Raw genomic sequence first — 23,784 nt, 5'->3', positions numbered from 1 at the left:
TCTTCGAACAACAACCTCAAACGGGATGAATGATGGAGTTTTCCAGCGGCTTTCTGCTGAGCCTTTCACTGTGCCTGGACATCGGCGTGGCCAATATCGCGATGATCACCCTGGCCATGCAGCGGGGCTATTTCCAGGGTTTCTGCCTGGGCCTGGGGACCTGCGTCGGCGACCTGGTCTATGCCGTATTGGCCCTGGCCGGAATGAGCGTGCTGCTGCAGTACGACAGCGTGCGCTGGGTATTGTGGATCGGTGGATCGGCGCTGCTGGCGTACTTTGCGGCGAAGATGATCTACGCCGCGATCCACCACAGTGCGGTGCTCGCCGAGGCCGGCGAGGTGGACCACGGCTCGCCACGCAAGGAGTTCTTGCGCGGGATCTTCCTGGCCATGTCCTCCCCCAGTGCGATCCTCTGGTTCGCTGCGGTGGGCGGCACCCTGATTGCCCGATCCGGGGGCGGCTCGATCGCCGATTCCGGGCTGTTCCTGGCCGGTTTCTTCAGTGCCGGGCTGGTCTGGACCATGGGCCTGTGCCTGGTCGCGACCCAGGGCGGCAAGCTGCTGGGAGATAGGCTCTTGCGCTATTCCTACCTGGCATCGGCGGCGATCTTCTGCTATTTCGCGGTCTACGTGATCCTATCCGGTTATCAGGAGTTCATCGTTGGCGCCGGGGTAGCGGACCTTCCGGCGCTCTGATCCTGGGATTGGCGATTGGCTTCTATACTCTGTGCCGAACCTATCTTTCAGCGGCAGGAGTGGCTTTCATGGATGAGCAAAAACAGGGCGCCGGTCCGCAGCCGCGCTTCGAAAGGGAGCGTTTTCTGCTGATTGCCGGCCTTGGCCAGCGGTTTACTCCAGAGACCCGCCAGGACATCGGCCTGCTGTGGCAACGTTTCATTCCCCACATCGGCAAGGTGCCGGGACAGGTCGATGAAATGACCTACGGCATCTGCTGCAACCCCGACGACCAGGGTGGTTTCGAATACATCGCCGGGGTCGAGATCAGCAAGCTCGACGACCTGCCCGAGAGCTATCGCTGGATCGAAATACAGCCGCAGCACTACGCCGTGTTCGAGCACAGCGGTGCCCTGCAGGACCTGCCCCGGACCTTCGACTACATCTGGAACACCTGGCTGCCTCGATCCGGTCGCCAGGCCGTTGATGCGCCGGGGTTCGAGCGCTACAGCGCCGACTTCAACCCGGACACCGGCAGCGGAGTGCTGGAGATCTGGCTCCCGCTCAAAAGCGACTGACGGCGCCGGGGGCGTTGGCCCGCCCCCGGCACTTTGCCTGGCGCGCCATACCCTGCAACAGGCCCGCGCAGTTCCCCCTTCTATACGCCGTCTTAATACCGCCCCCCGCAATCAGTGCCCGACCTTGATGCGCCGTCACCTAACCTGCGTGGCGCAGAGAAGCGTGGCGCCATGCCGGCCACGCTTCCCTGGCGGCGCCCCTTTGCGGGCGCCCTGAACGGCTGTGCCCGTGACCGCTGTCGATGGTCCAGGCGCGGCCCTAATGGATAAAGGGGAACTGCCTTGCTGACACTGCAATTCATCTATGGCGCCTGTGGTTTCTGCGCCGTGCTGCTGTTCGCCTACCTGGGTTACGCGCTGATCCGTGCCGAGCACATCTGATGAGCGCACGCCGTGTTTTCCCTGCCGCTGCATTCGCCCACCCGGGCTTTTTCGAGAAAGGAAACCCGCCATGTACGACTTGATCTTCGTGGGCCTGTCCCTGGGGTTCTTTGGATTGACGGCCCTGGTCATTGTCGCCATGGGCAAGATTTGAACGGAGCATCGACATGTTGAGTACTGTGCTGGAATACGCGGTGATTCTCGGGGTGATGACCGGGCTTACCGTGCTCATGGGCAAGTGGCTGGCCCGGGTCTTCAGCGCCCGCACCCACGCCCTGCCGGAGCGGGCCACCTACCGCCTGCTGGGCATCGACCCCGGCGAAGGCATGGGCTGGGCCCGTTATGGCTCGGCGCTGTTGCTGTCCAATGCGGCGATGATGCTGCTGGGCTACCTGCTGCTGCGCCTGCAAGGGCTGACGCCCCTCAACCCCCTGGGGTTGGCGGCGCAGACCCCGGACCTGGCGTTCAACACCGCCGCGTCCTTTATCACCAACACCAACTGGCAGGCCTACTCGGGGGAGAGCAGCCTGTCGAACTTCAGCCAGATGGCGGTGATCACCTTCCTGATGTTCGTCGGCGCTACCGCAGGCGTTGTCGCCGCGGCCGGCTTCATTCGCGGCCTGAGCCGTTCCAGCTCGGCCGATATCGGCAACTACTGGGTGGACTTCACCCGCGTCCTGTACCGGGTAATGCTGCCGCTGTGCCTGATCATGGCCCTGGTCTATGTCTGGCAGGGCATGCCCCAGACCCTGAACTCCGAGGCCCTGGCCACCACCCTGGAAGGCACCCGGCAGCAGTTGATCGTCGGCGCGGTGGCCAGCTTCGAGTCGATCAAGCACATCGGCACCAACGGTGGCGGCTTCTTCAGCATGAACGCGGCCCATCCGTTCGAGAACCCGACGCCGCTGACCAACGTCCTGCACATCCTCAGCATGCTGCTGATCCCTGCGGCGCTGACCTACACCTTCGGCAGCATGCTGTTGCGCCGGCGCCAGGGCTGGGTGTTCTTCGGTACCTTCCTGGTGATGTTCATCGGCTTCCTGGCCATCGTGTTCAGCGCGGAGCAGGGCGGCAACCCGCTGCTGACCCAGGCCGGTGCCGACCAGCAACTCTCGGCGACCCAGAGCGGCGGCAACATGGAAGGCAAGGAACTGCGCTTCGGCATCGCCGACACCGCACTGTTCGTCACCACCACCACCGGCGCCACCACTGGCTCGGTGAACGCCATGCACGACTCGCTGACCCCCATGGGCGGCTTCGTGCCCCTGGCGCAGATGATGCTCAACTGCGTGTTCGGCGGTGACGGCGTGGGCTTTATCAACCTGATCCAGTACGCCCTGCTGACGGTGTTCCTGGTGGGCATGATGATCGGCCGCAGCCCGGAGTTCCTCGGCAAGAAGATCGAGGCACGGGAGATCAAGCTGGTGATGCTCTCGGTCCTGGCACACCCCATCTGCATCCTCGGCTTCACTGCCCTGGCGGCGCTGTGGCCGGGCACCCTCAACAGCCTCAACAACCTTGGCCCCCATGGCTTCAGCGAGGTGCTCTACGCCTACGCCTCGGGCACCGCCAACAACGGTTCGGCGTTTGCCGGCCTGAACGCCAACACGCCGTTCTTCAACACCACCATCGGTCTGGCGATGCTCATGGGGCGCTTCTTCACCATGCTGCCGATGCTCGCCGTGGCCGGCTCCCTGGCGGCGAAAAAGAACATCCCGGCCGGGGCCGGCACCATTCCCACCGCGACGCCGCTGTTCATGTTGCTGGTGGTGTTCGTGGTGCTGGTGGTCGGTGGCCTGACCTTTCTGCCGGCCCTCGCGCTCGGCCCGCTGGTGGAGCAACTGCAGTTGCTGGCCGGCCAGACCTACAAGTAAGGGGTTGTGATGACGACGCAAATGCAAAGCCAAGGCACCCGCACGGTGCTGTTCAAGGGCCTGTTGCGCCCGGTGCTGGTGGCGGCGGTGTTCTTCATGCTGCTGACCGGCGTGGCCTACCCGCTGGCCACCACCGTGCTGGCCAACCTGCTGTTTCCGTTCCAGGCCCAGGGCAGCCTGGTGCAGCGTGATGGCCGGGTCGTGGGCTCGGCGCTGATCGGCCAGGCGTTCGACCGCCCGGAGTATTTCCAGGGCCGTCCGAGCATGACCCTGGGCAGCGATCCGCTGGACCCGAGCAAGAGCGTGCCCCAGCCCTACAACGCCGGGGCCAGTGGCGCCAGCAACCTGGGGCCCACCAGCCAGAAGCTGCTGGACAGCGTGGCGGCGCGGGTCAGCGCCTACCGCCAGCTCAACGGCCTGGCGGCGGACATGCCGGTGCCAGTGGACGCGGTGACCGCCTCGGCTTCCGGCCTGGACCCGCACATCTCCCTGGCCAATGCCCAGCTGCAACTGAACCGGGTGGCCCGCCTGCGGCACCTGGCCCGGGTAGACCTGGAAGCACTGCTGCAGGACCACAGCCAAAGCCGCACCTTCGGCCTGCTGGGCGAGCCCCGGGTCAATGTGCTGCAACTGAACCTCGCGCTGGATGCCTTGGCACCCGTGCATGCCTCGCCGCTTGCGGCCAGTGAGTAAGAGACAGCGATCATGAGTAATAACGCTCGTACACCTTTGTTCGACCGTGGGCTGCTGCTCACGGCCTGCCTGGACTCAGTGAAGAAACTGCTGCCCCAGGCGCAGTGGAAGAACCCGGTGATGTTCGTGGTCTACCTGGGCAGCCTGCTCACCACGCTGTTGTGGCTGCAGTCCCTGGGTGGCGAGGGCGAGGCCTCCAGTGGCTTCATCCTGAGCATTGCCCTGTGGCTGTGGTTCACCGTGCTGTTCGCCAACTTCGCCGAGGCCCTGGCCGAGGGCCGCAGCCGGGCCCAGGCCGCGAGCCTCAAGGGGATGAAGCGCCAGACCCTGGCCAAGCTGCTGCAACAGCCCCGCCATGGCGCGGCCTGGCTGCCCATGGCCGCCAGTGAACTGCGCAAGGACATGGTGGTGCTGATCGAGGCCGGTGACCTGGTGCCCCTGGATGGCGAGGTCATCGAAGGCGTGGCCACGGTGGACGAGAGCGCCATCACCGGCGAGTCGGCGCCGGTGATCCGCGAGGCCGGGGGCGATTTTTCCTCGGTCACCGGCGGCACCCGGGTGCTGTCGGACTGGCTGGTGGTGCGCATCAGCGTCAACCCCGGCGAGTCGTTCCTGGACCGCATGATCTCCATGGTGGAATCGGCCAAGCGCCAGAAAACCCCCAACGAGGTGGCCCTGACCATCCTGCTGGTGGGCCTGACCCTGCTGTTTCTGCTGGTGATCGTGACCCTGAGCCCGTATTCGATCTTCGCCGTGGCCATGAGCGGCACCGGCAGCGTGATCAGCGCCACGGTGCTGGTGGCCTTGCTGGTGTGCCTGATCCCCACCACCATCGGTGGGCTGCTCTCGGCCATCGGCGTGGCGGGCATGAGCCGGATGATGTCGGCCAATGTCATCGCCACCTCCGGGCGCGCGGTGGAGGCGGCGGGGGACGTGGACGTGCTGCTGCTGGACAAGACCGGCACCATCACCCTGGGCAACCGCCAGGCCAGCGCCTTCCTGCCGGCTCCGGGGATCAAGGACAGCGAACTGGCGGACGCCGCGCAACTGGCTTCCCTGGCGGACGAAACCCCGGAGGGCCGCAGTATCGTGGTGCTGGCCAAGCAGAAGTTCGACATCCGTGGGCGCGACGTAGAGGCCCTGGGCGCCAGTTTCGTGCAGTTCACCGCCCAGACCCGCATGAGCGGCGTCGACCTGCCGCACGGCCGCAGCATCCGCAAGGGTGCAGCCGATGCCATCCGCCGGCACATCGAGGCCCTGGGCGGCAGCTTCCCGCCGGCGCTGCAGGCCAAGGTCGATGAAGTTTCCCGCCGCGGCAGCACGCCGCTGGTGGTCAGCGACGGCGCCCAGGCCCTGGGGGTGGTGGAGCTCAAGGACGTGGTCAAGGGCGGGATGAAGGAGCGCTTTGCCGAGTTGCGGCGGATGGGCATCAAGACCGTGATGATCACTGGCGACAACCGCTTGACCGCCGCGGCGATTGCGGTGGAGGCCGGGGTCGACGATTTTCTCGCCGAGGCCCGGCCCGAGGACAAGCTGCAACTGATCCGCGATTACCAGGCCCAGGGCAAGCTGGTGGCCATGACCGGCGACGGTACCAACGATGCTCCGGCCCTGGCCCAGGCCGACGTGGCGGTGGCCATGAACAGCGGCACCCAGGCGGCGAAGGAAGCCGGCAACATGGTCGACCTCGACAGCAACCCGACCAAGCTGATCGAGGTGGTGGAAGTGGGCAAGCAGATGCTCATGACCCGCGGCTCCCTGACCACCTTCAGCGTGGCCAACGACGTGGCCAAGTATTTTGCTATCGTACCGGCCGCGTTCGTCGCCACTTACCCGCAGTTGGGGGCGCTGAATGTGATGCAGTTGCACAGCCCGAACTCGGCGATTCTCAGCGCGGTGATCTTCAACGCCCTGATCATCGTGTTCCTCATCCCCCTGGCGTTGAAAGGGGTCAAGTACCGGGCCATCGGCGCTGCGGCGCTGCTCAACCGCAACCTGCTGATCTATGGCCTGGGCGGGGTGCTGGTGCCCTTTGCCGGGATCAAGCTGATCGATATGCTGCTGGCCGGCCTCGGCCTGGTTTGACAGGACTGAACCAACGCGGCGCTTTTCAAGCGCCGCGTTGTGCATTTAAGGACGCTCATGGCTGTGCACGATGCTCAACACCCGCCCCGCGACGGTCGTCCCGACCCCGACGCGTTGCTGGAAAAACTGCACCAGGATGAACAGGCGGCCCGGCGCGGCAAGCTGCGCATCTACTTCGGCTCCAACGCTGGGGTGGGCAAGACCTGCGCCATGCTCACCGCTGCCCGCAGCGAGGTGGCCCTGGGCCGCGACGTGGTGGCGGGGGTGGTGGAAACCCACGGACGCCGGGAAACCGCCGAGCTGCTGCAGGGGCTGGAGGTGCTGGAGCGCCATAGCCTGATGCACCGCGACTGCGCCTTGCCGGAGTTCGACCTGGACGCCGCCCTGGCGCGCCACCCGGCGGTGCTGCTGGTGGACGAACTGGCCCACAGCAACGTTCCTGGCTCACGCCATCCCAAGCGCTGGCAGGATGTGGAAGAGTTGCTGCGGGCCGGCATCGATGTCTGGACCACCCTCAACGTCCAGCACCTGGAAAGCCTCAACGACATCGTCAGCGGCATCATCGGCATCCGCGTGCGCGAGACGGTGCCCGACCACCTGTTCGATGAAGCCCACGAAGTGCTGGTGATCGACCTGCCGCCCGATGACCTGCTGCGCCGCCTCAAGGACGGCAAGGTCTACATGGGGCCCCAGGCCGAGCGTGCTTCACGCAATTTTTTTCGCAAGGGCAACCTGCTGGCCCTGCGTGAGCTGACCCTGCGCCGTACCGCCGACCGGGTCGATGCGCAGATGCGCGATTACCGCCGCGAACGTTCGATCAATGCCCTGTGGCCGGCCCGGGAGCGGCTGCTGGTGGGCGTGGCCGGCGACCCGGCGGACGAGCGCCTGGTGCGTGAGGCTGCACGCCTGGCACAGAAGCTTGAAGCCGACTGGATCGTGGTGCACGTGGCCTCGGCCCAGCGCCGTGGCGCTGGCGCCAGCCGTTATGCCGCGGCGATGAAGACCCTGGCCCTGGCTGCCGAGTTCGGCGCCGAGACCGCGACCCTGCCCGGTATGGACGTGGCCGAAGCCCTGGTGGCCTGCGCCCGCGAGCACAACGCCAATCGCCTGGTACTGGGGCATTACCCGCGCAAGGTGTGGCAGCTGTGGCATCAATCGGTGGGCGACCGGATCAGCCGCCAGCATCCGGAAATCGATCAGATCGTGATCGCCAACGGCCCAATGCGTCGTAGCCCGCGGCTGGCGGACAAACCTGAAGCCAGCCTGCCTGTGAGCCGTGCGCCGGCCTACCTGTGGGCCAGCCTGGCATGCTTTGCCTCCACGGCGGTGGCGGCGTTGCTGCTGAAGGTCTTCGACCCGGCCAACGTGGTCATGCTGTTCCTGCTCACCGTGGTCCTGGTGGCCCTGCGCTTCGGACGGGGCCCGGGTGTGTGGGCGGCGATGCTGGCGGTGCTGTGCTTCGACTTCTTCTTCGTCCAGCCGGTGTGGTCGTTCACGGTCAACGACACCCAGTATTTCTTCACCTTCGCCCTGATGCTCGGCATTGCCCTGATCACCGGCCAGCTCACCGCGCGCCTGCGCCATGAAGCGCGCACCGCCGCCGAGGGCGAGCGCCGCGCCACGTCCCTGGCCGGTCTGGCGCGGGAGTTGTCGGCGGCGCTGACCGAGGAGCAGATCTGCGCCATGGCCCTGCGCACCTTCAGCGGGGTGTTCGAGGCCCGGGTCGGGCTGGCCTTGCCGGATGCCGACAACCGCGTCCGGGCCTTGAGTGCCAACGCCCTGGCCATCGACGAGAGCATTGCCCAGTGGGCCTATGACCACGCTCAGCCGGCGGGGCAGGGCACCGACACCCTGGCGGCCGCCAAGGGGTGCTACCTGCCGCTCAAAGCGCCGATGCGCGTGCGTGGAGTGCTGGTGCTGGAACTGACGGACGCCGAACGGCTCAAGGCGCCCGAGGAACAGCGCCTGCTGGAGGCCTGCATGAGCCAGCTGGCGATTGCCCTGGAGCGGGTGCACTACGTCGAAGTGGCCCAGAGCACCGTGGTGCAGATGGAGGGCGAACGCATGCGCAACACCTTGCTGGCGGCAATCTCCCACGACTTGCGCACACCGCTGACCACCATCATCGGTGCTGCCGACGCCGCGCTGCGCCACGCTTCAGGAGACCCCCTGACCCAGTTGCTGGGGGGCATCCACGACCAGGCCTCGTCCATGCAACGCCTGATCGAGAACCTGCTGGACATGGCGCGGATGCAGGAGCGCGGAGTACGCCTGAACCGCCAATGGAACTCCCTGGAAGAGATTGTCGGCAGTGCCCTGCGCCAGTTGCGCGAGCCTCTGGCCGAACATCAACTGCGAATCAGCATGGCGCCGCAACTGCCCCTGGTGGAGGTGGACGCCTTGCTGTTGGAACGGGTGCTGGTGAACCTGCTGGACAACGCCGCCAAGTACACGCCTGCCGGGACCCTGGTGCAGATCACGGCGCGCCAGGTCGATCAGCAGATCGTCCTGCAGGTCAGCGACGCCGGCCCGGGCTGTCCCAAGGGCAGTTCGCCGCAGAGCCTGTTCGACGCCTTCAGCCGTGGACAGCAAGAGTCCGCGGTGGCCGGTATCGGCCTGGGGCTGGCCCTGGCCAAGCGTATCGTCGAAGCCCATGGCGGGCGCATCGAGGCCCAGCCTCATGCCGATGCCGGGCTGAGTTTTGTCATCACCTTGCCGGCGGGCCAACCGCCTTCGATGGAAGTTCTATGAGCAGCGCACGCATCCTGATTGTCGAGGACGAAGCCAATATCCGCCGCTTTGTCGGCATTGCCCTGGAGGACGAAGGGTTCCAGGTGTTCGAGGCCGACAGCGTCAAGCGCGCCCTGATCCATGCCGCCAGCCGCCAGCCGGACCTGGTAATCGTCGACCTGGGACTGCCGGACGGCGACGGCAAGCAACTGATCAGTGAGCTGCGCGGCTGGCTGGCGGTGCCGATCCTGGTGCTATCGGCTCGGGACCGCGAGGAGGAGAAAGTCGCGGCCCTGGATGCAGGGGCCGACGATTACCTGGCCAAGCCGTTCGGCGTGCCTGAACTGCTGGCGCGGATTCGCGCGCAACTGCGGCGCCATGGCCAGAGCGGTGCCGCGGCCGCCACCAGCAAGGTGGCCTTTGGCGCCATCGAGGTCGACTTGGCCACCCATGAAGTGCGCCGCGAGGGGCAAGCGGTGCACCTGACGCCCATCGAGTACCGCCTGCTCTGCGCGCTGATCCGTGGCCAGAGCCGGGTCCTGACCCATCGCCAGCTGCTGCTGGAGGTCTGGGGCCTGGACTATGTCGACCGTGCCCATTACCTGCGGGTGCACATGGCCCACCTGCGGCAGAAACTCGAAGCCGACCCGGCCCAACCCCAGCATTTGATCACCGAGCTGCAGGTGGGCTATCGCCTGGTGGGGCTGTGAGCCCGCTGCGCCAAGGCTCAGGGGCAGGGGGCGTCAGCGGTTCTTGCGGTCACGGCGCTCATGCAGAAAATCGATGTACAGGGTGATGCAACCGAAGGCGCTGATGCCGAACAGCAACAGCAGGCCGATCTGGGTATTGCTCATGGTGCAGGTCCTTTAGGCAAGACGCGCAGGCCGGACGCGCGGGCGCCGGGGCGTCGGGACCTGATAGATAAGCCCTTGGCGTTGCCGGCGCCAGGGCTTATATGCAAGCTTTACGGACGCCTCGGCGATCCCTATGCAATGCATACGCAAGTCCGCCCCGGGACGCCGCTGCTGATAGAATCGCCCCTCGTTCACCGACCTCAGGTTCGCGCTCATGACCGCTTCGACCCCACTGATTCGCACCGTCCTGCCGAGGGACCTGGACCGCTGCTTTGCCATCGAGACCCAGGCCTATGAGGGGGATGAAGCCGCGACCCGGGAGAAGATCGCCACCCGCATCGCCACCTGGCCCGAGGGGTTCATCGTTGCCGAAGTGGCAGGCGTGGTGGCCGGTTTCATCAACGCCGGCGCCACCTTCGAAGTGCAGATGGCCGATGAAGCGTTCAAGGAACTGATCGGCCACGATCCGGCGGGGTCCGAGGTGGTGATCATGTCGGTGGTGGTGCACCCGGACCATCAGGGCACGGGCCTGTCCCGGCAACTGCTGCTGGCCTTCATCGCGCGCATGGCCTCGCTGGGCAAGGCGCGGATCCACCTGATGTGCAAGGAACGCCATGTGCCGCTGTACCAGCGTTTTGGTTTCGTCTACCTCAAGGCCTCCGAGTCGGACCACGGCGGCATGGCCTGGCACGAAATGATGCTCAGCCTGGTTCGGCAATGATCCAGAGGCCACAGCTGCTGGGCTTTGTCCATGCCGGTGAATTGGCCAGGTGTGGGCTATCGCTCGCCAGGGCCCGGGCTCAGAACACCAGAGCCATCCTGCGCTCATAGCCGACCCGGCCCCTGTAGGCATCGCCGCTCTCGACCCAGCCCAGCTTGAGATAAAGCCCCAGCGCTACCTGGTTGTCGCGATCCACCGCCAGCATCAGCCCCTTGAGCTCCGGCCAGAACTGCCGTGCGGCGGCGGGCAGGGCTTGCAGGCAGGCACGGCCGAACCCCTGCCCCTGGACCTTTCGATCCACTTGCAGGGCGTGCAGGGTGGCGCTGTCGGCATCGGCCCAGGCCGGCAGGCAGGGCGGACGCTTGAGCAGGAGGAAGGCCACCGGCAGTTCGTCAGCGAGCAGGGCCAGGCCTTTGACAGCCCCTTCGGGCGCATTCATCAGGGTATGCAGGGCGCCGTGAATATCCCCGGAAAAGGCCTGTTGTCCAGGCTGCACTTGCAGCTGCAGCAGGCGTGCGTGCTGCAGGCTGTCGAGTTGTTCGTAAGGCACGAGACGAGTGGCCACGGGGGAGCGCTGTCGGGTGAGGGGAGAGGGCGAATTCTAACGATTTTGCCGGGCTGGAAAATATTTTTGTGCAGGCTGTCGAAGGGGCCTGGGCCCAGACGACTAAGGGTGAACTGAGTACTTTCAGCGCCCCATGGCGGGGACGGCTCAGTCCGGGTCCATTCCACTCTCGAGGAGTTTCGCCATGCTTAGCCGATCCAATGAAACCCAGGTGCGTGCGCTGATCGACCAATGGAAACAGGCGGTGATCGCCAGGGATATCGAGCGTATCGTCAGTCACTACGCGGATGACATCATTTCCTTCGACGCTGTCGGCGCCCTGCAATTCAAGGGCAAGGCGGCCTACCGGGCGCACTGGGAAGCCTGCATGCAGGTCTGTCCCGGGGCGGGGATTTTCGAGTTCGAGCAATTGCGGGTGGTGGCCGGCGAGGAGCTGGCGTTTGCCCACTGGCTGGCCCATTGCGGGGGCACCGATGCCCAGGGCGTGACCAAGGCCTGCTGGATGCGGGTGACCGTCGCCTATCAATGCCGCGATGGCCAGTGGCAGGTGGTGCACGAGCATTGGTCGGCGCCCTTCGACATGCTCACCGGAACCACCCGGTTCGACCTGCAGCCCTGAGCGTCGGACGGTTCGCCAAAGTGGCAAACAGCAACCATAGTTGATCAGCCCGTTTTTCGGAGAAGCCGATGAAATACCTCTGCCTGGTCTACAGCGACGAACAGCTGTTGCACAGCCTGCCCGACAGCCCCAGGGATGCCGAGTGCCAGGCCTACGCCGAAGCGGTCCAGGGCAGTGGGCGGATGCTCGCCGCCGAGGCCCTGCAATCGGTGCAGACCGCCACCACGGTGCGCATGCGGGGCGGCAAGCTGGCGATCACCGATGGCCCGTTCGCCGAAACCAAGGAGCAACTGGCCGGCTTCTACCTGATCGAGGCCCGCGACTTGAATGAAGCGATCCAGCTGGCCGCCGGCATCCCGGCGGCCCGGGTGGGCAGTGTTGAAGTACGTCCGGTACGTGAATTGAATCCCTGATAACAACCACAAGCAGGAGTTTCGCGATGACCTTCCAGACTGCGGGCCGGGTGCCCGCCGAGCATGAACTGTCCATCAGCCAACTGATCGACGCGCCCCGCAGCAAAGTCTTCCGCGCCTGGACCGAACCGGCCCTGCTGGTGCAATGGTGGGGGCCCCATGGCATGACCACCCCGGAATGTGTAATGGACCTGTGGGTCGGTGGCCAGTTTCGCACCCTGATGCGGGCCCCGGACGGTGCCGAGTACCCGACCATGGGGGTGTTTCTGGAGATTGATGCGCCGTCGCGACTGGTGTTCACCGACGCTTATGTACCCGGCTGGATTCCTTCGGGCAAACCTTTCATGACCGCCGAGGTGACCTTCGAGGAGCAGGGCGGCAAGACCCTCTACACCGCGCGGGCGATGCATTGGACCGAAGCCGACCGGCAAGCCCACGAAGCCATGGGCTTCCATGAGGGCTGGGGGCAGAGCCTGGAGCGCCTGGTGGCCCTGGTGACCCGGGGCATGCCCGACTGATGCCGGGGCCATCCGGGGCGGGGCTGACGGCGTTGGTGGAGCAGGTCTACCGCGAGCAATCGCGGCGGATCCTCGCCACCCTGATTCGCCTGCTGGGGGATTTCGACCTGGCCGAAGAAGCCTTGCACGAGGCCTTCTTCGTTGCGGTGGAGCGATGGCAGGTGGATGGCGTGCCGGACAATCCCCGGGCCTGGCTGGTGTCCGTCGGGCGCTTCAAGGCCATTGATGCCCTGCGCCGGCGGGCCCGTTTCGCTGCTTCCCAGGCGGCCCTGGCCAGCCAGTTGGAACAACTCGAACAGGACGACTGGAGCCTTGAGGATGTGCAAGACGATCGCCTGCGGCTGATCTTCACCTGCTGTCACCCGGCGTTGGCGGCGGATGCCCAGGTGCCCCTGACCCTACGGGAGATCTGTGACCTGAGCACCGAGGAAATCGCCCGGGCCTTCCTCGCCAGCCCCGCCACCATTGCCCAGCGCATCGTGCGCGCCAAGGCGAAGATCCGTGATGCCGGGATTCCCTACCAGGTGCCGGCGCTGAACGAGTTGCCCGAGCGCCTGGACAGCGTCCTGCGGGTGATCTACCTGGTGTTCAACGAAGGTTATTCGGCGTCCATGGGCCCGGAGTTGACCCGTGAGGACCTGACCCGCGAGGCAATACGCCTGGGGCGCCTGCTTCTGGAGCTGCTGCCGGAGCCCGAAGTGATGGGCCTGCTGGCGCTGATGCTGCTGCATGAGTCGCGGCGCGAGGCGCGGATTGCCGACGACGGCGAGCTGATCCTGCTGGATGAGCAGGACCGCTCGTTGTGGCAATCGGCATTGATCGACGAAGGCTGTGGGCTGGTGGAGCGGGGCTTGCGCGGCGGGCGCGCAGGGCCTTATTGCCTGCAGGCGGCGATTGCCGCGGTGCATGCCGAGGCGCCCAGTGCCGAACTTACCGACTGGGCGCAGATCGTCGGCCTGTACGATGTCCTGCTGAGCCGCCAGCCTTCCCCGGTGATCGAACTCAACCGCGCAGTGGCCCTGGCCAAGCGGGACGGCGCGGCCGCCGGCCTGGCGCAGGTGGAGCTGATCCTGCAGCGCGGTGATTTGCAGGATTACCACCTGGCCCATGCCGCCCGTGCCGATTTCTGTCGGCAATTGGGGCAGGTCGAGGCCGCCAGGGAATCCTATCAACGCGCCTTGGCGCTGGCCCGGCAAACCACCGAGCGGCGTTTTCTCGAACGCCGCCTGGCCCAGCTCGACGCTCGTTAGACGCCTCAGGCCTGCTGGCGCGTGGCCGCCAGGACGATCTCGCGGATGCACACCTGCTGCGGTTGCTGGTAGGCGAAGGCAATGGCCGCGGCCACATCCTCGGCGCTCAGCACGGTGCCGCCCATGTCCTGTTTCCAGGCCTGGTAGCCGGCCTTGATGCTGTCGTCGGTGGTATGGCCCAACAGTTCGGTTTCCACCGCGCCGGGGGCAATGGTGATCACCCGCACATTGTGCGGCGCCAGTTCTTCACGCAGGTTTTCCGACAGGCCATGCACCGCGAACTTGGTGCCGACATAGGCCACGTGGTTGGGGAAGGTCTTGCGTCCGGCCACCGAGCTGATGTTGATCAGCGTGCCGTGGCGGCGCTCGATCATGCCGGCCACCACGGCGTGCACGCCGTTGAGCAGACCCTTAACGTTGACGTCGAGCATCTGTTCCCACTGCTCGGGGGCCTGCTGGCTGATCTGCCCCAGGAGCATGACCCCGGCGTTGTTGATCAGGGCATCGGCCGGACCGAACTGCTGCTCGGCTTCCTGCACCGCGGCCACCAGGGCGGCGCGGTCGGTGATGTCGACTGCGCGGCTCAGGCTGTTGGGCAGGTTCAGTGCATGCAGGCGATCGATGCGTCGGGCCAGCAGCAGGAGCGGGTGGCCGGCCGCCGACAGCAGGCGAGCGGTGGCTTCGCCGATGCCTGAACTGGCGCCGGTGACGATGACAAGAGGCTTGCTCATGAAGGGACTCCAGGAATAAGAAAAACGGATGGCTGTGCTTGGGGGGAAGTATATTTAGGCCGAAACTCTCTGAAAAATGCCTTATTCCTCTGTCTGTCATCGGTATTTCCTATGGATATTCGCCATCTCAAGGCCTTTCTCGCGGTGTTCGAGGAGCGCAACATCACCGCGGCGGCTCAGCGCCTGTGCATCAGCCAGCCGACCCTGTCGGTGACCGTCAGGCAACTGGAGGAAGAGCTGGGGGCGCAGTTGTTCCTGCGCCAGCCTCGGGGAGTGGAGGTCAGCGCTGCGGCGCGGGTGCTGTATCCCCAGGCGCGGCGCATGGTGGCCGAAGCCGAGGTCATGAGCCGGCTGTTTCGTGAAGACCACACCCGGGTCGCGCTGGAGCTGGGCGTGGAAGGCGATATTGCCGACAGCCAGATTGCCGCCTTTGTGCGCATGGCTCACCAGGCGCTGCCCAACCTGTTGCTGACCCTGCAGCAAGGCTGTGTCGGCGATGCGCGCCTGGCGGTGGAGGAGCTGTGCTGCGAGGACGAGCTGTTCCTGCCGCTGTGGGAAGAACCCTATGTGCTGGCGGTGTCGGTGGATCACCCGCTGGTGGCCGATGCCAGTGCCCAGCCGCGGGCGGAAGACTGGATCACCTGCCCGCAACATGCTTCCCACCAGCGGCTGATGGCGCTCTATGGGCGCTCGTCGCAGGGCCCGGCGGGGCACGCCGGCAGCTTGCAGCAGGCGCTGAACATGGTCGCGGCGGGCATTGGCGTGGCCATGTTGCCGGCCTCCCTGGTGCAGGGGCGGGCGGGGGTGGTGAGCCGGGCCCTGCCACTGCCGGCGCCGAGCCGGCGCATTGGCCTGTGCTACGCCGCGCAGGCGCTGGAGTCGGCAGCCCTGCGGACCTTGCACGAGTATTTCCAGGCGCACCGGTTGCAGGTCTGATCGGCGGCTCGGCGGTCGTGCTCGGCGATAGTGGGCCGTCTTCGAGGCGGCGCGCTGTCGAAGGCCATGGCAGGCGGCGCGAACGCTTTCACTCCAGCATCCGTTGCAGCAACCAGCTGCCCGCCGGCCCTGGTGGGTGCAGGCGCGACCAGAGTGCGTCGACCACCACCGGGCGTGGCCAGCCGCGGATCTTCAGCTCCTGCAGTTTGCCTGCGCCAAAGCCTTGCACCAGCCAGCGCGGCAACGGCGCCCAGCCGAAGCCGCCCTGGGCCATTTCCAGCAGCATCAGGTAGCTGGGGGCCGACCATACCCGGCCCTGGGTGCGGCTGTCGTAGGGGTTGAGCACCGTGGCCAGGCGCAGTTCCCGGTGCTGGCGCAGGGCTTCCTGATCGACGCGGGCCAGTTGGGCCAGGGGATGCTTGTGGGAGACGAACAGGGAGATTTCGCCTTGTTCATCCATGGTCCGGTGATCCAGGTCCGCCGGGTAGTCGGTCTGCATCTCGGCAAAGGCGATCTGCGCCCGACCACTTTGCACCAGGGCGATCAGGTCCTCGCATTCGGCGATCAGGCATTCCAGCTCAAGGTCCGGGTAGCGTTGCTCGAAGGCGCTCAGGCAGCTTTCGAAACGATCCGACTGATAGGTGTCGGACAGCGCCAGGGTGAGTTTTGCCTCGACCCCCTGGGACAACTGGCTGGCGGCCATTTCCAGGCGGCTGGTGGCGGCGAGGATGTCTTCCGCGCGCTGCAGCAGCACGTGCCCGGCCGGGGTCAGCGCGGGCTTGCGGCTGGCGCGGTCGAAGAGTTGCACATTGAGGTCGATTTCCAGGCTGGCCACCGCCGCGCTGATGGTCGACTGGCTCTTGCCCAGCTTGCGTGCGGCAGCCGAGAACGACCCTTGGGTAGCGGCCTGGACGAACGCCAGCAGCACTTCATGTGAGGCCATGAACTATCGCCTTGATCGATGGTTATTGATTATGAAGTATCGGCCTGCTGCTGGATGATTGCCAGCATCTTCACTCAAGGAGCAGGCCATGAGCCTTCAAAAATCCCTTACCGAACGTGTCTTCCAGGCTGTAGGTTTCGAGTTGCTGGCGGTGCTGATCTGCACCCCGCTGCTGTCCTGGATCATGGACAAGCCCATGGCCGACATGGGCCTGGTGACCATCGGCATCGGCCTTCTGGCCCTGGCCTGGAACGTGGTGTTCAACGGCTTGTTCGATCGACTGCTGAGCCGTTTGCAGCTTGCGCGCAACGGCTGGACCCGGGTCCTGCATGCCCTGATGTTCGAAGGCGGGCTGGTGGCCTTCGGGGTACCGCTGATTGCCTGGTGGCTGAACATCAGCCTGCTGCAGGCGTTCATCCTGGACATCGGCGTGCTGTTGTTCTTCCTGCCGTACACCTACGTCTACCACTGGGGCTACGACGTCCTGCGGGACAAGTGGCTGCAACAGCGGCTGGCCCACTGAGGGCCGGCTTCAGACCTGGGGGTGCAGGCGTTCGATGGCCTCCAGGTAGGCCTCCAGGGCGCGGGGCACCTCTTCCAGCAGCAGCGCCCGCTTGAACTGCGGATGTTCCTGCGCCCGCTGGAACAGGCCGATGGGCAGCCCGAGCATCGCCAGCCCGTAGGCTTGTCGTTGCAGGGCGCTGGCCTGGGGCATGCGCACCGCCAGGATCCGCTCATAGGCGCGGTGGATCTGCGCCTGCAGGTCGGGGGCCTTGAGCGGGCCCAGGGCAAACCCCGGGTTGATCATCTGCAACAGATCCGGGTGCTGCTCGAGGTACTCCAGAATCGGCAACATCATCTGCTCGATCACCTCTCGGGAACTCAGGCCCTGCCAATGACTCTCATCGACCGCCTGCAAGGGCTCGACGATTGCGCTCAAGGCGGCGACATGGCACTGGCCCAGGGCTTCCAGCACCTGCTGTTTGTCGTTGAAGAAGTGATAGAGCGAGCCAATGGAGGTGCCGGCCTCCCGGGCGATGCCGTGCATGGTCAGGCTCGACGCGCCCTGGCAGATCAGCAGGCGTGCGCAGGCCTGGAGAATCGCCGTGACGCGCTGGCGGCCACGGATCTGCTTGGGGGTGCGCTGGAGTCGGCTGGAGGAGGGCGTGGAGTCGATCATGGTCGGCGAAGTTTCCCGGGGGCGCCTATTATGGCGTAGATGGTTGTATCCAGTCCTCGGATAAAACTAGACACAATCCTCTACTTTTGCTGAAAATGCCCGACGGTGAGAGCCTTCCTCAGTGCTCACCGACTTTCCTACTCTTTAAAGGCCATGACTATTTCCCGCGACTGGATCATTTGCGAACACTGCGATTCGGTGTACGAGCCCGTGCCGCTCGCCAAGGGCCAGACCGCTCAGTGTGCCCGCTGCGGCGCCGTGCTGGCGCGCGCGCGGCACTTGAACGTGCAGCAGTTGCTGGCGCTGTCGATCACGGCAGGGGTGCTGTTCGTCTTCGCCAACCTGTTTCCCGTGATCAAGATCAGCCTTGAAGGCCTGAGCAACGAGGCGACCCTCTGGCAGTCGGTGGAAGCCCTGGCCCAAGGGCGCATCAGCCTGATCGCCGCGGTCACCGGCCTGACCATCATCCTCGCGCCCTGCCTGCAGATCATCCTGCTGTGCTGGGTGCTGGGGTTTGCCTGCATCGACCGTGCGGCGCCGGGTTTCAAGGCCTGCATGCGCGCCCTGGAACACCTGCGTCCGTGGAGCATGCTCGAGGTCTGCCTGCTGGGCATCCTGGTGGCGATCGTCAAGCTGGCCGGCATGCTCGATGTGCACCCGGGGCTGGGGTTGTGGGCCCTGTCGATGTTGACGGTGCTGATCATCCTGATCTCCGGCAAGGACATCCGCCGCCTGTGGGAAGACCTGGAGGGCCGCTACTGATGAGCGCACCGCCCTATGCCCGGGACCTGCAATTGATGCTGTGCCACACCTGCGGCCGCGCCTGCGAGTTGTCGGAGCACCGCTGCCCGCGCTGCGATTCACCGGTGCATGAGCGCAAGCCCAACAGCCTGGCTCGGACCTGGGCCTTTCTCCTGGCCAGCCTGATTTTCTATATCCCGGCTAATCTGCTGCCAGTGATGCACACCAGCATTTTTGGCAGTGCCAGTGAAAACACCATCATGAGCGGCGTGGTGGAGTTCTGGAAAGCCGGCGCCTGGGACATCGCCCTGCTGATTTTCATCGCCAGCGTGGTGGTGCCCTGCATCAAGTTCTTTGTTCTCGGGACCTTGCTGGTGACCTGCCAGCGCCGTAGCCGCTGGGCCCAGCGCGAGCGTGCACGGCTCTATCGATTCATCGAACTGATCGGCTACTGGTCGATGCTCGATGTGCTGGTGGTAGCGGTGGTGGCGGCCCTGGTGCAGTTTCGTGCCCTGAGCTCCATCGACCCGCGCATGGGCATTCTGTTTTTTGGTTTGGTGGTGGTGCTGACGATGTTGGCGGCCATGAGTTTCGATCCCCGGCTTATCTGGGATGCAGAGGTAGAAGATGTCTGATCATCCAGGTTCCAACGCTTCAAGGGCCCCCGCCGCACCGGGCAGTCCGGCGATACGCAACCGGCGCTTCAACGTTTCCCTGGTCTGGCTGGTGCCCATAGTCGCGGCCCTGGTGGGGTTGTCGATGGTGGTCCACAACTCGCTTTCCGCGGGGCCGGAAATCTCCATCAGTTTCCAGACCGCCGAAGGCCTGGAAGCCAACAAGACCCAGGTCAAATACAAGAACGTGGTGATCGGCAAGGTGACGGCGATCGCCTTGAGCGACGACCGCAAGAAGGTGATTGCCAAGGTCGAGCTGGATCAGTCCGCGGAACCCTTCACCGCCGAGGACTCGAACTTCTGGGTGGTGCGTCCACGCATAGGCGCCAGCGGTGTTTCCGGGGTCGATACCCTGCTGTCCGGTGCCTTTATCGGCGCCGATGCCGGCAAGGCGGACAAACGCAAGGACCGCTTCAAGGGCCTGGAAACCCCACCGCCCATCACCTATGGCCAGAAGGGCAAGCGCTTCATCTTGCACACCGACGACCTGGGCTCGCTGGATGTCGGCTCGCCGCTCTACTACCGGCGCATCGAGGTGGGCCAGGTGGTGTCCTACCACCTGGCCAACAACGGCAAAGGGGTGGACCTGGAAGTCTTCGTCAACTCGCCCAATGACAAATACGTCACCACCGACACCCGTTTCTGGAATGCCAGTGGAGTGGACGTGACCCTGGGGGCCGAGGGCCTCAAGGTCAACACCGAATCGGTGTCGACGATTCTCGCGGGGGGCATCGCCTTCGTCGAGCCCAAGTACAGCCCCAATGCCAAGCCGGCCGAGGAGAATGCCGAGTACACCCTGTTCACCGACCAGGACACCGCCCTGGCGCCACCTGATGGCGAGCCCTATTACATCCGCATGCGTTTCGACCAGGCCTTGCGGGGCCTGGCCCTCAATGCACCGGTGGAGTTCCTCGGGGTGAAGATCGGCAAGGTGGTGTCCATGGACCTGGACTACGACGAGCAGCGCAAGTACTTCCCAACGGTGGTGGGCGCAGTGATCTACCCCGAGCGCCTGGGCAAGGCCCATGAAAAACTGGTCAAGCAGGGCGGCGGCAGCGAGGAAAACGGAACCCGGTTGATCGGCGCCTTCGTCAAGAGCGGCCTGCGGGCCCAGCCGCGCAGCGGCAACCTGTTGACCGGCCAGTTGTTCATCTCCCTGGACTTCTTCCCCGAGGCCAAGCCGGCACCGTTCAATGTCACCGCGCGTCCGGTGGAGATCCCCACGGTGCCGGGCAGCATGGACAAGCTGCAGGAGCAACTGCAGGCCGTGGTCGACAAGATCAGCAAGCTGCCGATCGACAGCATCGCCGCCAATCTCAATGGCAGCCTGGTGGAAATGCAGAAGACCCTGAAGCAGGTCAATGGCGAAGTGCTGCCGCAGATGCGCGACACCCTGGAGCAGTCGAAGAAGACCCTGGCCAATGCCAACGAAAGCTTCTCCGAGGACTCGCCGCAGCGCCAGAAGCTCAGCCAGGCCATGGAAGAAGTGCAGCGCACGGCCCGGTCGGTACGGGTGCTGACCGATTTCCTCGGGCGTCATCCTGAGGCGCTGATCCGTGGTCGCCTGAAAGACAATCAACCGGATGCCTACCAGTCGCCGTCCACTTCAGTTCGTCCTTCCGCAGCGGAATCCCAGCCATGAAAACCCGTGCCCTGATGTTGAGCCTGACCCTGGGGCTCGCGGCTTGCAGCTCCGCGCCGACCCATTACTACACCTTGATGCCGCCAGTGAGCGCCGGGGCCAGCGCGACCTCGCCGCCGGCGTTCCAATTCGAGATGTCGACGGTGCGCATCCCGGTTCAGGTCGACCAGCCGCAATTGGTGGTACGCCAGGACAGCGGCACCCTGGCGATCCTCGAGACCCAGCGCTGGAGCGCGCCGCTGGTGGATGAGTTCCACGATGCCCTGGCCAGCCAGCTGGAGTCGAAACTGGGTAGCCGCAACCTTGAAGGTTTGCCCAAGCAGCCCGGGCGCCCGGTGCTGGCGGTGCAGACCGATGTCCGGCGCTTCGAGTCCCTGCCCGGGCAATACGCATTGATCGATGTGGTCTGGAGCCTGCGCCTGCGGGAGGAGGGCAAATCGGCCCGCAGCCTCACCTGCAGCAGCCAGGTCCGCCAGCCGGCAGGTGTCGAGCTGAGCAGCCTGGTGCAGGCCCACCAGCAGGCCATTGGCCAACTGGCCGAGCAGATGGCCACCAGCGCCCGGCGCTGGAGCTGTCCTTGAGCGATGAGCCCGCGGTGCACAGGGGTAGTGAAAGACGATGAGGCGCGTCGCAGATAGCCAGGCAAGTTCCGGCGAGCCTTCCTCGACAGCCGCTAGCGGAGCCGGCTCATCTGCCGCTATCAGCGCCGGGCGCTGAGCTGCTGGGGCGCCAGAAAGGCGTCGTGAAAGTAGTCCCGCAGGGCCTGCATCGCCGGGGTGAAGGCCCGCTCGCGGTGCCAGGCCAGGCCGACGCTCATGGGCGTGACCGCATCGCTCAGGCTCAGGGTCTCGATGCGCTTGCCTTCCAGGGACCAGGGCCGGTGCACCAGGTCCGAGAGGATCGCCACGCCGCTGCCATTGGCCACCATGCTGCGCACCGCCTCCACCGAGCTGGTGCGCACCCGCACCCTGGGCTGCTGGCCGGCCTGCTCCCAGTAGCGCATGGCGCTTTGTTCGGCTTCATCGACGGTGAGCAGGATAAAGGGCTCCTCGGCCACGTCCGCCAGGCTGACACTGGCCCGTTCGCACAGCGGATGGTGCGCCGGTAGCCACAGCCGGCGTTCGGAGTTGAACAGGGTTTCCGAGACGATGTCCGGGTGGGTGAGGTTGGCGGTGAGCACCACGGCCATGTCGATGCGTCCCTCCAGCAAGCCCTGCTCGATGGCCTGGCGCTCCTGTTCATGCAGCTCGATGGTGACATCCGGGTGCCAGTGTTCCAGGCGCTGCAGGTGGTGCGGCAGGAAGTAGCCGATCACCGTATAGCTGGCCGCCAGGTGCAGCACGCCGCTGGCCCGGTAGTCCGGCAGCGGGCTGTTGAGCGCATCCTCGACACTGCGCAGGATCACGTAGGCGCGGTTGAGAAAGTGCCGCCCGGCATCGGTCAGGTTCATGCCCTGGGCCGAGCGCACGAACAGTTGCACGGCGAGCATCGCCTCCAGTTCCTTGATCGCCGTGGTCACCGCCGACTGGGAGATATTGAGGTGGATCGCCGCCTGGGAAATCTGTCCGATCTCGGCGGTGGCAACGAAGTAGCGCACCTGGCGCAGGGTTAACGACATGGAATCATCCTCGGCGCGCGCGCCAGCATCAGGTGAGCAAACCGCCTCCGCCGCTTCGGTGGAAAGTGGCCGACGGGCGCACCGCCTCGGTTGGAAAACCCTCTCTGCAGCCAGACGATCCTGGGTCTTGCTTAGCCGCCTGGGGCAATGTTTTCAGCTTTGATATCTGTTTTTCAGAAGATGCTCTATCTGATAATAGATCTTCCCAAGGGGTCAAGAGGGTTCTAATTTCCGTGGCACGAAGTCACGAAAGTTGGAGCAACAGTGATGCAGGCAGTGGATTTTAATTCGGACATGGGCGAGAGCTTTGGCCCCTGGACCATCGGCGATGGCGTCGACGACGAGCTGATGGGCTTCATCAGTTCGGCCAATATCGCCACCGGCTTTCACGCCGGCGACCCCAGCACCATGCGCCGCACCGTCGAACAGGCCAAGCGCCTGGGCGTGGCCATCGGCGCCCACCCGGGGTTTCGCGACCTGGTGGGTTTCGGCCGTCGACACATCAATGCCCCGGCCCAGGAGCTGGTGGACGACATGCTGTACCAGCTCGGTGCCCTGCGTGAGCTGGCCCGGGTCCAGGGCGTTGCCCTGCAGCACATCAAGCCCCACGGCGCGCTCTACATGCACCTGGCCCGGGATGAGGAAGCGGCGCGCCTGCTGGTGGAGAACCTGCGTCGCCTGGAACCGGAACTGCTGCTGTATTGCATGCCCAACTCGGTGATCTGGCGCGTTGCCCGGGAGCTGGGCCAGCCGGTGATCGGCGAGTTCTACGCCGACCGTGACTATGACCTCAGCGGCTCCATTGTCTTCACCCGCCAGGTACGGGCCCTGGACCCGGCGGCGGTGGCGGCCAGGGTGCTGCGGGCTTGCCAGAGCGGCCTGGTACGCACGGTGGAGGGTGAAGACCTGGCCATCGAATTCGATTCCATCTGCCTGCACAGCGATACCCCGGGGGCCCTGGACCTGGTGGAGGCCACTCGCAAGGCCCTGGACCAGGCCGGCATCGAGGTCCGTGCCCCGCGCTGAAGCGCCCGATCTGAAGCACTGCGCCTAGATGCAGGTTTCACCCAGGTTTGAATTTTTTGCCTGCCTTTCTACAACTATTCCAAGAGGAACAGACATGGCCGAACACAACGTCATCACCCCTTTGCCCGGCACGTTCTATCGCAAGGCGACCCCTGAGGCGGCGCCCTTCGTCGAGGTCGGCGACACCGTCAGCGCCGACACCGTGATCGGCCTGATCGAGGTCATGAAGCAGTTTTCCGAACTGACCGCCGGGAGCGCGGGTCAGGTCCGCGCCTTTCTGGTGGAAGACGGCGACCCGGTGGAGCCGGGCCAGGTCGTCGCGACGCTCGCGCAGTGAG

Annotated in this window: 26 protein-coding genes; 21 read left to right on the top strand and 5 right to left on the bottom strand. The window is 65.3% G+C overall.

Annotated elements, in window-relative coordinates:
* The first annotated feature begins 32 nt into the window (after positions 1 to 32).
* The 9 genes from ACZ5BO_RS26880 (at position 33) to ACZ5BO_RS26840 (ending at position 10,590) form a co-directional block, all read left to right on the top strand.
* A complete protein-coding gene (locus tag ACZ5BO_RS26880) occupies positions 33 to 695 on the top strand; it encodes a LysE family translocator (RefSeq protein WP_025126882.1) in 663 nt (220 codons plus the stop codon).
* 68 nt (positions 696 to 763) lie between these two features.
* Complete coding sequence (locus ACZ5BO_RS26875) at positions 764 to 1,252, top strand: GyrI-like domain-containing protein (RefSeq protein WP_025126883.1); 489 nt, start codon at positions 764 to 766, stop codon at positions 1,250 to 1,252.
* A 282-nt stretch (positions 1,253 to 1,534) separates the two neighbouring features.
* The gene (locus tag ACZ5BO_RS26870) at positions 1,535 to 1,633 is read left to right on the top strand and encodes a potassium-transporting ATPase subunit F (RefSeq protein WP_464697009.1); all 99 of its coding nucleotides are present in this window, start codon (positions 1,535 to 1,537) and stop codon (positions 1,631 to 1,633) included.
* Positions 1,634 to 1,800: 167 nt separating this feature from the next.
* Positions 1,801 to 3,507, top strand: a complete 1,707-nt coding sequence (gene kdpA / locus ACZ5BO_RS26865; RefSeq protein WP_464697008.1) for a potassium-transporting ATPase subunit KdpA — start codon at positions 1,801 to 1,803, stop codon at positions 3,505 to 3,507.
* Between the two features lie 9 nt (positions 3,508 to 3,516).
* A complete protein-coding gene (gene kdpC, locus ACZ5BO_RS26860) occupies positions 3,517 to 4,200 on the top strand; it encodes a potassium-transporting ATPase subunit KdpC (protein ID WP_464697007.1) in 684 nt (227 codons plus the stop codon).
* A 12-nt stretch (positions 4,201 to 4,212) separates the two neighbouring features.
* Entirely contained in the window at positions 4,213 to 6,285 is a 2,073-nt protein-coding gene (kdpB, locus tag ACZ5BO_RS26855) for a potassium-transporting ATPase subunit KdpB (protein ID WP_464697006.1), read from the top strand.
* Positions 6,286 to 6,342: 57 nt separating this feature from the next.
* Complete coding sequence (locus tag ACZ5BO_RS26850) at positions 6,343 to 9,036, top strand: DUF4118 domain-containing protein (RefSeq protein WP_464697005.1); 2,694 nt, start codon at positions 6,343 to 6,345, stop codon at positions 9,034 to 9,036.
* Positions 9,033 to 9,725 (top strand): response regulator, encoded by a 693-nt coding sequence (locus tag ACZ5BO_RS26845; protein ID WP_025126889.1) that lies wholly within the window; start codon positions 9,033 to 9,035, stop codon positions 9,723 to 9,725. The genes ACZ5BO_RS26850 and ACZ5BO_RS26845 overlap by 4 nt, the downstream gene beginning before the upstream one ends.
* A gap of 358 nt (positions 9,726 to 10,083) precedes the next feature.
* Positions 10,084 to 10,590 carry a GNAT family N-acetyltransferase gene (locus tag ACZ5BO_RS26840; protein WP_025126890.1) on the top strand — a complete coding sequence of 169 codons (507 nt, stop codon included), beginning with the start codon at positions 10,084 to 10,086 and terminating at the stop codon, positions 10,588 to 10,590.
* Positions 10,591 to 10,669: 79 nt separating this feature from the next.
* On the opposite strand, the gene ACZ5BO_RS26835 is transcribed toward ACZ5BO_RS26840, so the two are convergent.
* Complete coding sequence (locus tag ACZ5BO_RS26835; protein ID WP_025126891.1) at positions 10,670 to 11,155, bottom strand: GNAT family N-acetyltransferase; 486 nt, start codon at positions 11,153 to 11,155, stop codon at positions 10,670 to 10,672.
* Positions 11,156 to 11,339: 184 nt separating this feature from the next.
* Here ACZ5BO_RS26835 and ACZ5BO_RS26830 point away from each other — a divergent pair, with 184 nt between their 5' ends.
* From ACZ5BO_RS26830 to ACZ5BO_RS26815, 4 genes are all read left to right on the top strand, one after another.
* Entirely contained in the window at positions 11,340 to 11,774 is a 435-nt protein-coding gene (locus ACZ5BO_RS26830) for a YybH family protein (protein WP_025126892.1), read from the top strand.
* A gap of 68 nt (positions 11,775 to 11,842) precedes the next feature.
* Positions 11,843 to 12,187 carry a YciI family protein gene (locus tag ACZ5BO_RS26825; RefSeq protein ID WP_025126893.1) on the top strand — a complete coding sequence of 115 codons (345 nt, stop codon included), beginning with the start codon at positions 11,843 to 11,845 and terminating at the stop codon, positions 12,185 to 12,187.
* 26 nt (positions 12,188 to 12,213) lie between these two features.
* Positions 12,214 to 12,705, top strand: a complete 492-nt coding sequence (locus ACZ5BO_RS26820) for an SRPBCC family protein (protein WP_025126894.1) — start codon at positions 12,214 to 12,216, stop codon at positions 12,703 to 12,705.
* Positions 12,705 to 13,955 (top strand): RNA polymerase sigma factor, encoded by a 1,251-nt coding sequence (locus ACZ5BO_RS26815; RefSeq protein WP_464697004.1) that lies wholly within the window; start codon positions 12,705 to 12,707, stop codon positions 13,953 to 13,955. Before ACZ5BO_RS26820 ends, ACZ5BO_RS26815 begins: the two co-directional genes overlap by 1 nt.
* 5 nt (positions 13,956 to 13,960) lie before the next feature.
* Here ACZ5BO_RS26815 and ACZ5BO_RS26810 read toward each other — a convergent pair whose 3' ends face one another.
* A complete protein-coding gene (locus ACZ5BO_RS26810; RefSeq protein ID WP_464697003.1) occupies positions 13,961 to 14,686 on the bottom strand; it encodes an SDR family oxidoreductase in 726 nt (241 codons plus the stop codon).
* A gap of 111 nt (positions 14,687 to 14,797) precedes the next feature.
* Here ACZ5BO_RS26810 and ACZ5BO_RS26805 point away from each other — a divergent pair, with 111 nt between their 5' ends.
* Entirely contained in the window at positions 14,798 to 15,622 is an 825-nt protein-coding gene (locus ACZ5BO_RS26805) for a LysR family transcriptional regulator (protein WP_025126897.1), read from the top strand.
* Positions 15,623 to 15,710: 88 nt separating this feature from the next.
* Here ACZ5BO_RS26805 and ACZ5BO_RS26800 read toward each other — a convergent pair whose 3' ends face one another.
* On the bottom strand, positions 15,711 to 16,565 hold the full coding sequence (locus ACZ5BO_RS26800) for a LysR family transcriptional regulator (protein WP_025126898.1): 855 nt from the start codon (positions 16,563 to 16,565) through the stop codon (positions 15,711 to 15,713).
* 88 nt (positions 16,566 to 16,653) lie between these two features.
* Between ACZ5BO_RS26800 and ACZ5BO_RS26795 the strand changes: the two genes are divergently transcribed.
* On the top strand, positions 16,654 to 17,088 hold the full coding sequence (locus tag ACZ5BO_RS26795; protein WP_025126899.1) for a multidrug/biocide efflux PACE transporter: 435 nt from the start codon (positions 16,654 to 16,656) through the stop codon (positions 17,086 to 17,088).
* A 9-nt stretch (positions 17,089 to 17,097) separates the two neighbouring features.
* Here the strand turns inward: ACZ5BO_RS26795 and ACZ5BO_RS26790 are convergent, their stop codons facing one another.
* Positions 17,098 to 17,745 carry a TetR/AcrR family transcriptional regulator gene (locus ACZ5BO_RS26790; RefSeq protein WP_025126900.1) on the bottom strand — a complete coding sequence of 216 codons (648 nt, stop codon included), beginning with the start codon at positions 17,743 to 17,745 and terminating at the stop codon, positions 17,098 to 17,100.
* Positions 17,746 to 17,898: 153 nt separating this feature from the next.
* Here ACZ5BO_RS26790 and ACZ5BO_RS26785 point away from each other — a divergent pair, with 153 nt between their 5' ends.
* The 4 genes from ACZ5BO_RS26785 to ACZ5BO_RS26770 are packed head-to-tail and all read left to right on the top strand — an operon-like array spanning position 17,899 to position 21,383.
* Positions 17,899 to 18,507, top strand: a complete 609-nt coding sequence (locus tag ACZ5BO_RS26785; RefSeq protein WP_025126901.1) for a paraquat-inducible protein A — start codon at positions 17,899 to 17,901, stop codon at positions 18,505 to 18,507.
* Positions 18,507 to 19,121: a paraquat-inducible protein A gene (locus ACZ5BO_RS26780; RefSeq protein WP_025126902.1), complete on the top strand. Its 615-nt coding sequence runs from the start codon at positions 18,507 to 18,509 to the stop codon at positions 19,119 to 19,121. Before ACZ5BO_RS26785 ends, ACZ5BO_RS26780 begins: the two co-directional genes overlap by 1 nt.
* Positions 19,114 to 20,802 carry a PqiB family protein gene (locus ACZ5BO_RS26775; protein ID WP_025126903.1) on the top strand — a complete coding sequence of 563 codons (1,689 nt, stop codon included), beginning with the start codon at positions 19,114 to 19,116 and terminating at the stop codon, positions 20,800 to 20,802. The genes ACZ5BO_RS26780 and ACZ5BO_RS26775 overlap by 8 nt, the downstream gene beginning before the upstream one ends.
* Complete coding sequence (locus ACZ5BO_RS26770; protein WP_025126904.1) at positions 20,799 to 21,383, top strand: PqiC family protein; 585 nt, start codon at positions 20,799 to 20,801, stop codon at positions 21,381 to 21,383. The genes ACZ5BO_RS26775 and ACZ5BO_RS26770 overlap by 4 nt, the downstream gene beginning before the upstream one ends.
* Before the next feature lie 119 nt (positions 21,384 to 21,502).
* Here ACZ5BO_RS26770 and ACZ5BO_RS26765 read toward each other — a convergent pair whose 3' ends face one another.
* Positions 21,503 to 22,420 (bottom strand): LysR family transcriptional regulator, encoded by a 918-nt coding sequence (locus ACZ5BO_RS26765; protein ID WP_025126905.1) that lies wholly within the window; start codon positions 22,418 to 22,420, stop codon positions 21,503 to 21,505.
* 267 nt (positions 22,421 to 22,687) lie between these two features.
* Here ACZ5BO_RS26765 and ACZ5BO_RS26760 point away from each other — a divergent pair, with 267 nt between their 5' ends.
* Both ACZ5BO_RS26760 and ACZ5BO_RS26755 read left to right on the top strand, forming a co-directional pair.
* On the top strand, positions 22,688 to 23,446 hold the full coding sequence (locus ACZ5BO_RS26760; RefSeq protein ID WP_464697002.1) for a 5-oxoprolinase subunit PxpA: 759 nt from the start codon (positions 22,688 to 22,690) through the stop codon (positions 23,444 to 23,446).
* A gap of 94 nt (positions 23,447 to 23,540) precedes the next feature.
* Entirely contained in the window at positions 23,541 to 23,783 is a 243-nt protein-coding gene (locus ACZ5BO_RS26755; RefSeq protein WP_464697001.1) for an acetyl-CoA carboxylase, read from the top strand.
* The last annotated feature ends 1 nt before the right edge of the window (position 23,784 follow it).

The sequence above is a fragment of the Pseudomonas sp. FFPRI_1 genome (genome assembly GCF_055384485.1).
Note: the sequence above shows the minus strand (reverse complement) of the source record. Positions and strands in the feature narration are given on the sequence as shown.